Origin of the sequence: Thalassomonas sp. M1454, assembly GCF_007097525.1 — a bacterium.
Lineage (GTDB): Bacteria > Pseudomonadota > Gammaproteobacteria > Enterobacterales > Alteromonadaceae > Thalassotalea_A.
Map to the genome: position 1 here is coordinate 1,025,702 of NZ_VKDD01000002.1, position 15,107 is coordinate 1,040,808.

Sequence of the window (15,107 nt, forward strand, 5' to 3'; positions counted from 1 at the left end):
CAAGTGTTACTATCTAAGATAAAAGTTAACGTCTAAAACGAAGTTAACTTAATTAATGAACTTGGTATAACATAATTCAAAACAAACAAAGGGGCATAATGCCCCTTTGTATTAACTCGTCTTCCTCGTGTAGACGGAGATCCATAAACCAAAGCAAAAATTAGATAGTTATCTAGTTTCTAACTATCTAAGGGTTGGTCCACGCATCACTCTAGCCTATAGCACTCTATACTCTAGAATCTTGCCCCTGCCCCTGCAAATAAACCAAATCACAAATATCATCACTAGGAGCAAAACCGGTAGGCGCATTTAATAGAATATCGCGAATGCTTTGTTGATCAAAACGAACACAAGCTTCATGCAAATCAGTAAGCATAAGGTTTAACTCATCCCAAGGTAAAAACACTTCAGACGCAGTCATAATACGCTCGTTACCTGTTAGCTCTACGTCATCACCTATTAATAACTCTTCATAAAGTTTTTCACCAGGGCGGAGCCCCGTTTCAACAATAGCAATATCGCCATTAGGGTTACCCTCATGTATTAAATGCAAACCGGATAAATGAATTAACTTACTCGCTAAATCATAAATTTTAACCGGTTTACCCATATCTAATACAAACACATCACCACCCATGCCCATAGCACCTGCTTGGATCACTAATTGAGCAGCTTCAGGTATGGTCATAAAGTAGCGAGTAATATCTTTATGAGTAAGGGTTATTGGTCCACCTTTTGCTATTTGGCTCTTAAATAAAGGTACAACCGAGCCAGAGCTGCCTAAAACATTACCAAAGCGCACCATACAAAAACGAGTGTTATGCCCTTTTTTCTCAGCTAAAGCTTGCAAACAAAGCTCAGCCATACGTTTAGTCGTGCCCATCACATTCGTTGGACGCACAGCTTTATCGGTTGAGATCAATACAAAAGTTTCTACGTTTGAATTAATTGCCGCTTGCGCGCAGCGCAAAGTACCAAAGATGTTATTACGCACACCTTCAATTACGTTGTGCTCCACTATAGGCACATGTTTATAAGCCGCCGCATGATATACAGTTTGCACCTTAAATGCTCGCATGACTTTTTCTAAACGATTTTGTTTAACTACCGAGCCAAGCATAGGGTAAAGTTCAACCGCAAAGCCTTGCTCTGCAATAAAGTATTCTAGTTCTTTATGAATTGCATAAAGGGCAAATTCGGTAAGTTCAAATAACACTATAGCCTGTGGCTCTTGCAAAACGATTTGTCTACATAACTCCGAGCCAATAGAGCCCCCCGCGCCAGTAACCATAACCACTTTATTTTTAATATCAGCGTGCATTAAATCAGAGTTTGGTGGCACTGGATCTCGGCCAAGCAAATCATCAATACTGACTTCAACAAAGTCATCTATTTTGGCCTTACCTGATACCAAGTCAGTCATTCCAGGAATTGCTAGTACTTCTAATTTATGAGCTTCTAACTCATTAAGAATTTTTGCTCGTTGATTTTTACTCGCACTTGGTACCGCCAATAAAATTCGCTGCACGTTATGTTTATTAATCAATTGCTCAATATGTTTTTTATGATAAACCTTTACGCCATTAATCGATAACTTCTGCAAGCCTTTATCATCATCAATAAATGCAACGGGGCTATATTCAACACTTTGGTTCAAAGCATTAACTAACTGAATACCAGATGAGCCAGCGCCATAAATGATTACATTCGATTTTTTACGGTTATTTAAATTACTCGCCCAACTGCGCATAACCAAGCGACTCCCACCAATTAAGATAATTAAAAAGGCAGAATAGATAATAGGAATGGAGCGCGGCATTTGCACATCAATAAACATTGAACCTATGGCAAGAGCGCTTGCTGAAATAAATACACTAACGGTAACCGCAACTATTGCCATAGAGCCAAGAAAACGAATTACCGCGCGGTATAAACCTAAATTAATATTGGCAAGTATAGTAACGGGTACAATAATGCTTAACACTAACCAATAACCACTAGAAAAAATTCCATCATGATTTTCAAAGCGTAAGAAAATTGCTAACCAATAAGCAAAGACAATAAATAACGAATCAATTAAGACACTAATTAATCGTTTAATGGGACGAGATAAAGTAAACAGCCTATCCATGACTACAACAACACTTTTGAGGAAATTACATAGCCGATATACTAGTAAAAAACTTAGTTAAAGTAAATTAAACATTAATCCAAAAATCGCAATTTTGATTTAACGTGTGAAAAATTTCGGACCAACCATTCCACCGGAGGTCCGTATTTATTCGGACGTTATCTCCGAAGGACCAATCAATTTATTCGGACGTTATCTCTTTGATCGTGTGGCACTTCAACAACAGCATCACAAGTGCCAACATTTCCAACAGCATCCTCACTTTGATATGTAAAGGTATAATAACGGCTACCGACATTACCTTCCCTGTCAGACAAAACCATTCCAAGAGTATCATTTAAACCAAGTTCAAATTCTGCCATAGAATTATCTTCATCATTCAACGAATCACTTACACCAATTAAAAAGTAATCAGCTGGTCCTGATACTTGATCAACCGCAGTTACGGTCACCTCAATTTCGATCATACGTTTATTTGGAGGCCAAACTTCATTAGGGCTAGCAATACAGGTCATTTCAGGAGGCTCTTTGTCTATCCAGACTTGCACAGGGCCAACTCTAGTTTCAGGAGCATCATATTTATTGAAACTAAAGAAATTAACCTCATGTTTACCAGAATCAGAAATGATTATACTACCAGTATACAACTCACAATCGCCATTAACATAACTAACCGCATTACACTTTGGTTCACCTACACTATAGTATGTGTCATTAACACCAGATTCTTTAATGGGATTATAAGCAGATAACGTTAGCTCTACATCGGTTGCTACCCAAGTACCAAAGGTATAGATATTACCATCTGCTGTGGCGCTAGCACTCGTTCTTGGTGGGTTGGCTAATAATATTTGGTTATATATCGCATTCTTATATATGATTTGACCATCATAATCAGGGTGAGCACTACCAGCGTGGTCTATTTGTTTGTTCACTGATTCAGGCGCTTTAACAATCCATGATTTACCAGGAAGGTCACCTAAGCCTACCGAGGCACAATAGCCATGTTTTTCGAAAGCTGAAGCTATACCACCCGCTAATTTCCAATGATGAGTTGCTGCTGCATCCGCTACCTCTAAATTTAACGGCACCACCATTTCATTATATAAAAACTCCCATTCAGCAGGTGAAATAGCACCTAAGCCACAGGATAAACTTACAGCGGCACTAGGAAAGTTACCTTGTGAGTCACGAGTCGGATCAAAATACTCACTAATAACAACCACACTCGGAATTTTAGGTTCATTAGCTTCGCGCGCCTCGCCAACCATATGAATACGATTTTGTAAGTCAATGTATGCAACCTCAAGATTATCCATACTATCTCTTAAATCTTGTTTAAATTTATCATCTTCAGAGCATGGTTGTAACGGATTATTAAGAAGACACTTAGTAACAACCTCACCAAAACCGCCAGCAATATTATTAGCACCAGCCGAAATAGTTAACACATCAATTCTTGAAACGTGTTGTCTAACCCAATCTAACTGATCGTTAACTTTAGATATTTGGGCTTGCAGATACTTAGGCTCTGTTTTATTCATTCTAGTGTTATTTAAACTTGCTCCTGAGCAAGCAATATGAATAAAGCTTGTTGCTGGATTAGTCGACTTTATTTTATTCGCGGCTAAAGCAGGTCCCGCTAATGAAGAGCGATGACAACCGAGATCATCAGGGAAGCTAGAAAAATAATTCGAATAAAAATCATCCCAAGAAGGCAGCTGGTAACCTGATTGTTCAATAACGGGGTTGCCTTCACCACTGGCGACAGAGTCACCAATTGACACAATAACAAAATCTTCGGCAGGTTTAACAACAACCTTGCCCCCTGTGATTATTATATTGTTCACGGGATTAAAAGTACCAAAAGGCACATATGACACGGTATACGAATAAGTCCCAGGATTTTTATAGGTAACATTTCCGTAAACACGACAATTTTTAATTTGCAAAACATCTTCACAATTAGCGACCTGCCCTTGTATCGATGAATATTTAGAGTTACCACTAAACTCTATAAAGACTAAATAACGATAAGCATGTGAAATAGTGTCATCAATAAAAGCAAACTCTTGCAAGCCACTTTCGATGCCCGCGATAGCTGTTACAGTGTTATTTTGATTTTTAAAGCTAGATTTAAGGTTTAGATTTGAATTTGATTTAGAATTAATTGTTTGTTGTTCTGGGGCAGGATTTACTACATTAGTTTCTTGTGATGTTGGACTTTGCTCACTTCCACAAGCCACAAATAATAGGCTAAGTGAAAATAAGCAGACTTTTACTACATATTTACTAGTTTTCATAGACCTTCCTTAAATACCATATAGGTATTGGCAGAAACTAGGTAGAAAGAGTATGGCACAAATTGATAAATACACCTCATTTTGATTTAACGTGCGAAAAATTTCGCACCAACCATTCCTCCTCCCATAGGTCCGAATTTATTCGGACGTTATAATGAAATTTCAGGCATTATTTTATTTAACGTGCTAATAAACCTAAAAATGCTATGCTCAAACATTTACGTTGGCGACATATAAATCTAAAGGTAAAAATGTTCTACTTTAAACTAAAAAACTATCAACGCAGTAAAGTAAAAAAACAAGCGGTTATCGGTTGGATTATTATAATGTTAAGCATTTTTATTCCTGGTGGCGTTGACGCTTATTTAGGACAAGTTAATGCTATTCCCTTTAAAGTGATGGCACCTTTTATTGCTATAGGCTTTTTATTATTTATGGCTTCTGTTTTAAATTACATACTTGGCAAGCCAGAGCTTTTAACGCCGAATATAAACATTGACGCGGTTGGTATATATCAACAAAACATGGCAACTTTAACAAGATTAAAAAGTTTGCATAGAAAAACATTCGCCTTAATAATCCTTGGTGAAATTATTCTAGTATTACTATTTAGTAATGGAGAATACTTTGTATTATTACCAATACTTTTTGTTACCGTATTTATAACGATAATAGCAAATCACCTGCTCAATAACCGATACGCACGCTGCACTGCATGCAACGAGCTCCCACTTACCAGTTCAGGGCAACATCAGAACGTCATTTTCAACCTTACAGTGTGCCCTAACTGTAATTCTGAATTGGTTTAGTTAAAGTCACACTAAATTAACTTAAGCTGCACTATGATGATTTTTATCAATGGTGTTTCCTCTCGACAAAGATAGCGACCTACCCTACAGCCCCTGTCTGCTGGGCATTACAGACATAAATTAAAAATACGAAGGCGATAGAAAGACCAAAAATTTGCCATTTTACTCTGTCTTGCTCGCGACAATACTCAGTAAACAGCGCTCAAATATCTGAGTTTGCGTGTTGACTAATGTCAACACAATAGTTCATCGTAATTAACTATGTCCCACCTTTAAATACAACATGATCACGATATTCAAAGTTTGATAGGTTTTTAATGTTCTGGTTAAATAGTAATCTTTTTCAACATACGATTGAAGTATATTAAGTTCTGCGATTGTTGTGCGGAATAACTCGTCATAGCTCGCGGTATCATTCTGCAAGATCAATGTTCTAGATCCCATTGTTTTTATTGCTCAAAAAAATAAACTTTTATCATAATGTTTTCAATTAAATAGAGGCAAGACTATTAGTTTGTTTGCCATAAATATACGCAGCCACTAGCGTGGCTCTATTAGCGTGAGCGCTTATTATTTAATGCTACTGACCAACATATGACGTTTTTCTTCACAATAGATTGCTTTGGTGTACTAACTATTTATCAATCAAACCTAGCGAAATCAGTAGGTATATTAGCTTTTAACTAAAAAGACTTAGTTGTATTTAATTTGGTTAATAGACGCTCTTTATTTCACATTTTCACGCCTTAAAATACAACTTTCCATCACGACCATTTTTATTAATATTGCTACAGGAATGCTAGACATCGCTCCTATTCAAATAAGTCAAACCTTCTAGTGACTTATCTATTACATTGGTGCGATAGTCAGAATGTTTGGTTGGCTCATCACTGAACTATTGATTTCGCAATGATCAGGCAAACAATACCTAAAAAGATCAAGACGCTAGCTTTAATCAGGTCTTTATTAAGTAACCATTTAAGGGCCTCATGTTTGCAATTCACCTGACTCAATACTCGCCTTACTTTATTTAAACGTCTATTCATTAGTGTTAAGCCGCTTTAGGTCTATCGACTTTTTCGGTATGCGTACACTGATCGGCTTTAATAGCATATCCGCTACATCCCCAAAACTGACCATAGCGAGCACTGCGTAGCTTCATTGGCCTTGCACATTTGCCGCACAGTTTCATTTCAGTTTCACAATTGGGATTATTACATTTACTCGAATGTTTACCGTCTATCGAAGGCGCGCCACACGTTTCACACATTCTCGGTTTAGAGCGGCAAACACTGCCACTTGTACAAGAGTAAAAGTCACCAAACTTACCTTTACGAAGTTGATAATAGCCATCACTGCAATGCGCGCATTTATAGATTTTACGGTGTTGTTCTGCAAAATAATCCGACTCGATATGCAAATCAAACTCTGGTGCTAAAAGCTCGGTGATAAATTCTGATGGTGCCATAGGATCTGCGATCAAATGACTTTGATTTTTCGCTCTCGTTAACGCCACATACATCAAACGACGTTCTTCAGAGTGTTTAAACGAATCTAAACTAGGCAATAATGCTTCAACGACAGCTTCTTCTTCATTTTGATTTGGAAAACCTTTTTTACCTTGGTTAAAGCCAATTAAAATACAATAATCTGCTTCTAATCCTTTCGAGCCATGAAACGTCCAATACTTGATATTTTCGTTTTGCTTAGAAAATGATAACGCTTGTTTTGCATCGTTAAGTAAATAGCGATACCTTGCTAAAATCGCAATACTGCCAGTCGGATCATTGGCTCGGATTTGTGCCACTATTTGCTTTGTTTTCAGCTCAAGGTTATTACTGTCGCCTACTCTATCGTCATAAATAAATACTTGCTGCTCTGATACCTGGGTGTGAGTCACGACGTTTTTTACATACTGCTCTGGATTTTTCATCACAAAACGCCCTGCCGTATCGGCAATGCTATTGTTATATCTAAACGTCTTTTGCAATTTAGTGATCGAACAACTGCCGACACGCTTTTCAAACTGTGTCGTTAACTCTAACTTACCACCAGAGAAACGATAAATTGACTGCCAATCGTCACCTACGGCCGTAAGCGCTGGTTTATTACCTTTTTCAATGACCTGATTAAGTAGATTCATCCTCGCTGCAGAAATGTCTTGAAACTCATCTACCAAGATATGCGACCATTGTGGCTTGAACTCACCCGATTGAACACAAGCAGAGGCTTTTATGATCATATCATCAAAATCGATAGCACCTTGTTTACGCAATTCATCTTTATAAGCATGCAATAATTCAGCTAACACAATACTGTACTGTTTACTCTTTTCAATGCCATGCTGCTGCAGGCGCACGCGAATCGACTTTTCATTAAGCTCTTCAACGCGAATGGCCTGCAAACATTTCATGTATCGTTTGATACCTTCAATTAAAACACCTGAATTTTTTAGTGTCTCAAAAATATCGTTTTCGGATTTTGGAGAAATACTAAACCCAGCGTTGACCACTGCCTCTTCTAACGATTCGAGTAAGTTATTTTCGCAAAACTGATAATGGAACGTTTCCAACAAAGTAGTTTCTTGCTCTTTATGTAATGCTCTTTTCGATTCAATTTCTTGGTTGTACTTTTCACTGTCGATATCTGGACGAGTATTTCCCTCTCTATCAATACCAAAATGCTCAAGATAAATATCAGTGCCTGTAAAATGAAAGTCTGGCTTGTAATCAAAGCCAATCTCGATACGGCGCTTGGTCACATAAGGGGCCTCATATTGATAAGCGATACCATTCATGAAAAGCCAGTTTGCAATCAATAGTTCTTGATAACCCTTAACTCGTTCACCTTGTAGTGTTCTATATTCGTTATCTCGCACATAATCGTCATATTCCTTTTTCGTTTTAAAATCAAAAGGGTTAACGGGTTGGTATTGTAAGTCGATAAATTCACTTAAAAATTTTCGGTCAGTTTTCATTTTCTTAATAAACCACTCAGAAAGCCACATCTCAAACTTGATAGGATCTTCCATAAAGTGAGATATACGAACGGATTTATTACACGTTTGCATAATGCCTCTACCTAATGCATGAAACGTTTGTATTTGTGGCATATTATTTTCTGCGATGCCAACCGCTTTACCACGCAATAGCATACGCTCTCGCAACTCAGCTGCAGCCGCATTGTTATACGCCAGCACAAGAATTTCTTCTGGCTTAGCAATATTTCTATCTACTAAATCAAGCGCTTTAGCTACCATGACAGAAGTTTTACCTGTGCCAGCCGCCGCCAATACCAAGTTGCGATCATTATCTCTAATAACCGCTAATCGCTGCTCATCTGTTAAAGGATTAGATTCAATATTGTCATAAAACGATTGTCTGTTGCTCAGTGAACGTTTTTCAAACTCTTTGCGAATAGCGACAACATTTTTCTTAACCGGATATGCATCTTCAATCACATCAAGTTGCTCTAACGTTTTAAGGCTTATATATTGAGCCCAATTACGTTTAGACTTTTTATACGGGTTTAACACACTCTGTAACGCATCATCAATATCAGCGATATTACTGTCACGCAAAAATTCATCAACTGCCTTGGTTTTATACTCGCGAAAACTGTGCTCGACTTTATTTTCTATATGCTGGGCAATCAATTTGTTTAGCGCAATGACTTGCGATTTATCTGGAGTCGATTGAAGAAAGTTAAGATAGAACACTTCTCCTGCATTTATCGAGATTTTCCCACCCCAAAGTTTTTTCTTAAAAACTAAAAAGCCTTCAAGGTCTGAATAAGATATGCAGCGTTCTTTGCCTGATTTACTCTTGAGAATTAAAGAGTCGTCGAAAAACTCAACGCGAGTAAACTTCCCGAATAAACGAGAGAGAAAATCAGTCTTTATTTGTAAACTTAAAATGCATCTATTCATTACTTAAAAATAACCACTATCAATTTGCCGTTATATTTTTCTCAACCTTAAACTTCATCTAAGTGAACGAGAAAAGTGCCATAGCAAATAGTACTATTTTTACTTAAGCTGATTTGTTGCCTTTATTAGTAATGCGTTGCAAATTTGTTACCTAAAAGCCTCCATTCAAACATCATTAACATTTCAACAACAAACTGTCGCAACAATACGCTTCATAATTGACTAAAATTGTTCATAACTATGAGGTGCTAATGCAAGTTACTTAACCTAGAAGTAAGTGACGTATTAAAGTAAGTTTGAATTAAAAAGGCTTTGAAACTATGGCTAATTTCGCCAGTAAAATTTTAGATACATTAAACGGTACGACAACTAAAAAACTTGTCGAACAAGAGCAGTTAATAAAAGAATTACAAAGACAAGTTGATTCATTACGCAGCTCGGTTAGCATTTTAAAAAAGAATGTTGTAGCACTGAAAAGAGGCCAAATTTCTCCCCCTCAAAATGCCCCTAACATATCATGCCCGAAATGTCGCAGTCACTGGATAGCTAAAAAACAATACGGACTGCCTAATTTTGAAAACAAGGAACTAAGAGAGCAACTTAGTCTAGGAGAAATTACTTTAGGTGGTTGTGTAAGAACATACCCGATATCAAAGTCGTTTTATTGTAATGACTGTAAACTTGAATTTAACGCTACGGATAAATATGAGAATGAAGATGCTAAAGGTGTTCACGATTTTGACGATGACATTGAGTTCTAACGAGACAACTAAGCCCTAAAACTAATTAGAACTCTTAATATAGCAATATCTAAACTGAAGGTTCTATCAGAATACAGGGCAACATTTGACTATAGATGTATTGGCTTAGCACTAGTGTCTTAAGGCCTTGCTTAGATCGAGACAGTTCTGTTTATATTGCTCAATATTATCCAATTTACAGGACCATTTGCCATGGGTATTAGTATATTCTGCAATTAGGTTACCTATGTCATCATAAAAATTCACACAGATGTTTTTAGCTAAACTAGGCCAACCTTCTTTACGTAAAAGATCAAAAGTAAAACCCTCTGTGCGATAAGCCTTTTCCCAAATTTTTACTTTATTACCTAGCCACTGATATTTATTGTTTAGCAAAATTGATTTTATAGCGAATGTTCCACTTTCATATGCGTAACCATAGTTACTAATTTGGACAACAATCCCCCTTGCCCTGTCCTTCGGAATGACTGGCGGCAAGGAGTCCCATTCAAGCAATGGTATAGAGTAGTTTTTTAAGATTTCAGATTTAAATTGTGTAGGTTCTTTTATATCATCAATAAGGTAAAGTTCTTGTTCAGCTCTAGTTAGAGCAACATATAAGAGCCTACGGTCTTCTTGAATTATCTTTTCTTCTGAATCACCAAGGATCCGTGAAAACATCCAACTAGGATGAATTAATGGATAGTTAGAGCCATCAAAATCAACAACAATTACAACAGCCTTTTCTAGCCCTTTGTATTTATGTGCACTAGAAATATTGATGCTCTTTCGCACATCTTCTGGGAAGAAAGATTGAATATATTCAAGATAACAAGGTAACGAGCTATTTTTACTGTTAACGTAATGCTTAATATTATTTGTACGTGATAAAATTACGACATCCAAACCTTTGTTAATCGTTCCTTGAATAATTCGCAAAATAGCCGGAGTTAATGTATCCCCAAGATGAGTTCTATGCTCGATATTTGATGGTTTAAAGTGTTGTAATGGTGCTAAGTACACTAGACCAGAAGCACTTTTAGCAGCTATCGATTCTTTGCCGCGCCCTTTCATAAGGCTATTACCTATTTGAACGATATTGCTGCATGATCGATAATTGGTAGATATGTTTAGTATTTCTGCCGGGGATATATATTTGTTGAAGTTTTGATAAAACTCTAAATTAGAACCGGCAAAACCATTAATCGCTTGCCAATCATCCCCTACACAAAACAGTTTAATATTAGGTGACTTTTTTCGGATCGCAGATATTAATTGATGAAATAACTCCGCAAAGTCTTGGTATTCATCAATACATAAATATTTTAATGTTTCTAGATTTCCCTGTGAGCCTTTTCTTTTAAATACCGTTTTATTATTTTCAACTTCGATAATAGCTTTTTGTAGCAGACCATCAAAGTCTTCCTTATTGTACTCTTCAAGGTAAGATAAGTAGCTTTGATATAGTCCGTGAATAGCATTTAAAAATAAATCTTCTACTTGAGAAACTGACTGATATTTTTGAATGATATTAAACAAATCATCAGCAGATAATGATTGCTTTCTACAGCGCCCTACAAAGCCAACGGCAGCCTGAGTATAACGATCTACGGCTCTGTCCTTTATCCGCTCCCATATTTCATCATCAGAAAGTTTATTACAAACAACTCCTCTTCGATTTAGTTCATATTTTAATCGTTCATAAAATTCCGCTTTGCTTACTTTCGAAACATTACTTGAATATATATCAACAAGCTCCCAATTCTTATTGTTTTCCCAATAGACTTTTTTTTCTGCCGTCATTTCATCATAATCAACTTGACCTTTTAAACCAAAATACTCAATGATCACCCCAGAATTTTTAGTAAAAAATATGGTAAAATCAGGTTTATAATTAATCCCATTCCAATGATGGTTTCGTTCATATTTGTAGGCGACATCATGTTCAAATAAAAAGTCGGCGATGAGTTTTTCCCCATAGGATTTTACATACTCACCTTTTAAGCTTTGCGTCCTTAGGGAGCGACGAAATTTAAGCATATCTTCTTTAGATTTATCATAACCACCTTGAAGTATTGAAAACCAATCCTCGGTGAAATGTGCCATCATAATTTCACGAATTTCATCTCTGAATTTTGCATCCCTTAACTTTTCATCAATAACCCTTTGAAAATTCCGACTTAATTCAAAAACCTTAGTTTCACTATTATCAAACAGCAATGTTTCACTAGGGTGGACAATAGCATGCGCTAAAGCATGAAATGTATATACTTGTGGAATATTAATTTGTAATTTTTCAATCGCAAATTGAACTGCCTTCTCAGTCGCTTCTTCTTCATTAAACTCATAATGGCTATTATGCTGTGCTTTTTGTTCTTCAATATTTTTTTGAATGATTAACTCAGAGTCAAAATTTAACAGTTTAACAAGTCGCTCACGTACTTCTTGTACCGCTTTACGGTTAAAGGCTAATAAAAGGATTTCACTTGCTTTTACTTTGCAATGCTTAATTAAGAAATACGTTCTATTTACCAGTGTTGCTGTTTTGCCACTGCCCGCACGAGCAATAACTTGCACATGTGTATTTACTGAACCTATGGCTAGCGCTTGCTCATCATCAATTTTTAAACTTGCTTGACCATTTACTGTTGAAGGGCTGTTATCATTAATCCATTTCTGAACAAATGATATTTTCTTTTGATTAAATGCTTCTAATGAAAGGTATTCTTTAGCCGTTTTATGATAATACTCATCAACATCTAAATAGGATGTATTAAATAAAGAGGATAATTTTTTTATTATGCTTTTACGAATCTCTTGCGCTTTAGCCCGTTCTTCTTTTGCGCGCAGCTTTTCTGCTGTTTTTCTATTGTTCTCTGCTATTTCAGCAGCGCTAATACTTCGTACTGTTGAGTCACGTTTTTTGTTTTTATGCTGAGCTCTGTTTTTGTTTTGCTGGAATTTTGATTTTAAATTTTGTGCGCTGACATATTCGCTACCGTTGCTAAACCTTACATCAACTAAACCATTACCTAGAGTACGAATAACTGTACCTTCACCATGCTTAAAATGCACAACCTTACTGCCAGAAGGAAAACTATTTTTTTTATTCATAATGATTTTACAGTTCCAAAAAAACTACCATTTAAGTGTAACCTTTAATGCAAATATTGCTCTTAAGTACAAAAATAGCCTGCACGATAATGAAAGAATTAAGTGTGATTAAACCTCAAATAATTTTCTTTGTTTCAATGATGTAATCACTCTTTGCACAATAGCATTTAGGTTATTTGGTTTTTCAATTCTAATAGTATAAACATTTTGTTCATCTTCTAATTTATCAGCTAACCCAGTTAAGTCATGGCCGGCATAACCTGTGATCACGATAAGTACATCTACATGTTGATACTTTTCTTTAAATACACTATACGGAGGGCATCCTGAATTTTTTTCACCATCTGTTTGCGGGTGTTTAATCTTAGCGCCTGATGACACTTCCTTAAATTTATCTTTAATTTTCTGAATATCTGTTTTGTGCCCCCCTACAATGCCTATTTTTCTATTTTCCAAAAGCCTTTTGTTCTCACTTTTTTCAGTATAAGTGTACAACTCTGAAGCAAGTGTCTCTGTTCCAACTTCACAACTACTTAGACTTTTCCTTACTATCTTTAGCTCTTCTTCTAACTCACCAATTTTCAAAGCAACTTCATTTGGTAATTCATTGCTTTCAATTTCCATCAAAGTATCAATAGCCTCAACAATTGTTGTTTCTTCTTCCTTAGCTGACGTAAAAAAGCCCATATCATTTAACTTATTCTTAAGTGACTCTAATCGTTCAGCTTTATCAAAGTAACTGTCCATTTGTCACCTCACATTCTTTTTTCAATCAATTTTAATAATTTACCTGATAGATGTTTTCTTTTATGGTAATTTTGAGTCATTAGCCTCAACACCCAAAACAAAAGAGTTAACGTAAAGAATATAAAAACACCAACATAAGTAGCTGTTTTATATGATATATGGCGAGAGGATAAAGCTTTCCCTTCAGCCAACTTTTTATAGAAAAGTTTCATATCTTCAGTAAATGAAATAAACGCTCCTCGGTACAAATGAACAAAACCAATAGTTTTTTGTGCGGATTCATTTATCGATGCATCCATTGAGTATGCATGCTCAAAAAACACCGGAGATTTAATTAAGGAGTCTTCATAAATAGGTATAGACAAACTTGGCACTTCAGCCTCTTGAAGATATGTACATCGTTTAGGGGCTGCACTATCAGCATTATCAGCCATTTCACTTTGCTTTTGGCACTGTTCATCATCACAAGAAGTAATTCTTATTCTAAACAAACAATAGTTTGAATTAACAATATCAGCTGCTTTAGGTTGATTTGCCTTTTGGATAACTTCTTTTACGCTACCATTTATTACATTGGCCAAAATATTCATATCAACAGTTTGAACACGGTAGATAGCTGTCCAATAGGATTCATAGGCACCTTTAAGACTGTAAGACAAAACGAAAAAAGAAATGGTTGAAGATATGACAAAAATTAGAGGGATAAAAAACCTTTTAGGTAAAACAAAAAACTTCATAACATACTGAATATTAACCTTAATAAAATATGGAGCAACATTACCTATAAACATTATTTAAATCAACATGAAATTGAACGTTAATGAGAATCAAATTTTTTGGTTCCAAAAAGAACTGGACGTCAAGATGCTATATAATATGTAGGTTTTATAAATGACAAATAAACTCCTTATATAAGGCTCTAAATATTGTTATCAATTGTTCGCGCCTTAAACATCGATAGTTCGTGAATAAAAATAACTGTACATCCATACACAACTGCACATCAATTTATATTTAATTCAATGTATCTAAATGCCAAAAACAGTTGTTTGTGTCATGAAAAAAACACCTCAGCAGACATTTATGCACTTCATAAATCACCAAAGAATCTAATACACCTCTTTAAAATCAAACTTATTCCATTAAGCTATATCATATAACACATAAATCCGACGATATTCATTAAAAATACACATATACATATAATTTGTTTTTTTAATCCACCGATAAATCATTACTCCCAATTTCAAGCTTATCCGCTCATCGATTTTAAAACGTATATTATTGCCTAGGTTTACAGTTAAAAAATAAATTTTTTTGAGTGAAGGAAGCTGA

The 15,107-nt window shown here is 35.8% G+C and carries 8 protein-coding genes; 2 read left to right on the top strand and 6 right to left on the bottom strand.

Going from position 1 to position 15,107, the window contains the following annotated elements:
* Positions 1-226 precede the first annotated feature (226 nt).
* Together FNN08_RS06610 and FNN08_RS06615 are read right to left on the bottom strand one after the other, a co-directional pair.
* Positions 227-2,131, bottom strand: a complete 1,905-nt coding sequence (locus FNN08_RS06610) for a polysaccharide biosynthesis protein (protein WP_143583921.1) — start codon at positions 2,129-2,131, stop codon at positions 227-229.
* A 176-nt stretch (positions 2,132-2,307) separates the two neighbouring features.
* On the bottom strand, positions 2,308-4,434 hold the full coding sequence (locus FNN08_RS06615) for a hypothetical protein (protein ID WP_143583922.1): 2,127 nt from the start codon (positions 4,432-4,434) through the stop codon (positions 2,308-2,310).
* A 251-nt stretch (positions 4,435-4,685) separates the two neighbouring features.
* Here FNN08_RS06615 and FNN08_RS06620 point away from each other — a divergent pair, with 251 nt between their 5' ends.
* Positions 4,686-5,243 (top strand): hypothetical protein, encoded by a 558-nt coding sequence (locus FNN08_RS06620; RefSeq protein ID WP_143583923.1) that lies wholly within the window; start codon positions 4,686-4,688, stop codon positions 5,241-5,243.
* A gap of 1,051 nt (positions 5,244-6,294) precedes the next feature.
* On the opposite strand, the gene FNN08_RS06625 is transcribed toward FNN08_RS06620, so the two are convergent.
* The gene (locus FNN08_RS06625) at positions 6,295-9,171 is read right to left on the bottom strand and encodes a UvrD-helicase domain-containing protein (protein ID WP_143583924.1); all 2,877 of its coding nucleotides are present in this window, start codon (positions 9,169-9,171) and stop codon (positions 6,295-6,297) included.
* A gap of 320 nt (positions 9,172-9,491) precedes the next feature.
* On the opposite strand from FNN08_RS06625, the gene FNN08_RS06630 reads away from it, so the two are divergent.
* Entirely contained in the window at positions 9,492-9,932 is a 441-nt protein-coding gene (locus tag FNN08_RS06630) for a hypothetical protein (protein WP_143583925.1), read from the top strand.
* Between the two features lie 111 nt (positions 9,933-10,043).
* Here the strand turns inward: FNN08_RS06630 and FNN08_RS06635 are convergent, their stop codons facing one another.
* The 3 genes from FNN08_RS06635 to FNN08_RS06645 all read right to left on the bottom strand — a co-directional run bounded on the left by FNN08_RS06635 (position 10,044) and on the right by FNN08_RS06645 (position 14,563).
* Positions 10,044-13,025, bottom strand: coding sequence for a UvrD-helicase domain-containing protein (locus FNN08_RS06635; protein ID WP_143583926.1), 2,982 nt, complete (start codon positions 13,023-13,025; stop codon positions 10,044-10,046).
* A 108-nt stretch (positions 13,026-13,133) separates the two neighbouring features.
* Positions 13,134-13,772, bottom strand: coding sequence for a hypothetical protein (locus tag FNN08_RS06640; protein ID WP_143583927.1), 639 nt, complete (start codon positions 13,770-13,772; stop codon positions 13,134-13,136).
* An 8-nt stretch (positions 13,773-13,780) separates the two neighbouring features.
* Complete coding sequence (locus FNN08_RS06645) at positions 13,781-14,563, bottom strand: hypothetical protein (protein ID WP_143583928.1); 783 nt, start codon at positions 14,561-14,563, stop codon at positions 13,781-13,783.
* Positions 14,564-15,107 lie beyond the last annotated feature (544 nt).

Excerpts from the sequence above, each read along its gene's own strand:
- FNN08_RS06610 (WP_143583921.1), bottom strand. The coding sequence starts at position 2,131 with ATGGATAGGCTGTTTACTTTATCTCGTCCCATTAAACGATTAATTAGT.
- FNN08_RS06615 (WP_143583922.1), bottom strand. The coding sequence starts at position 4,434 with ATGAAAACTAGTAAATATGTAGTAAAAGTCTGCTTATTTTCACTTAGC.
- FNN08_RS06620 (WP_143583923.1), top strand. The coding sequence starts at position 4,686 with ATGTTCTACTTTAAACTAAAAAACTATCAACGCAGTAAAGTAAAAAAA.
- FNN08_RS06625 (WP_143583924.1), bottom strand. The coding sequence starts at position 9,171 with ATGAATAGATGCATTTTAAGTTTACAAATAAAGACTGATTTTCTCTCT.
- FNN08_RS06630 (WP_143583925.1), top strand. The coding sequence starts at position 9,492 with ATGGCTAATTTCGCCAGTAAAATTTTAGATACATTAAACGGTACGACA.
- FNN08_RS06635 (WP_143583926.1), bottom strand. The coding sequence starts at position 13,025 with ATGAATAAAAAAAATAGTTTTCCTTCTGGCAGTAAGGTTGTGCATTTT.
- FNN08_RS06640 (WP_143583927.1), bottom strand. The coding sequence starts at position 13,772 with ATGGACAGTTACTTTGATAAAGCTGAACGATTAGAGTCACTTAAGAAT.
- FNN08_RS06645 (WP_143583928.1), bottom strand. The coding sequence starts at position 14,563 with ATGTTTATAGGTAATGTTGCTCCATATTTTATTAAGGTTAATATTCAG.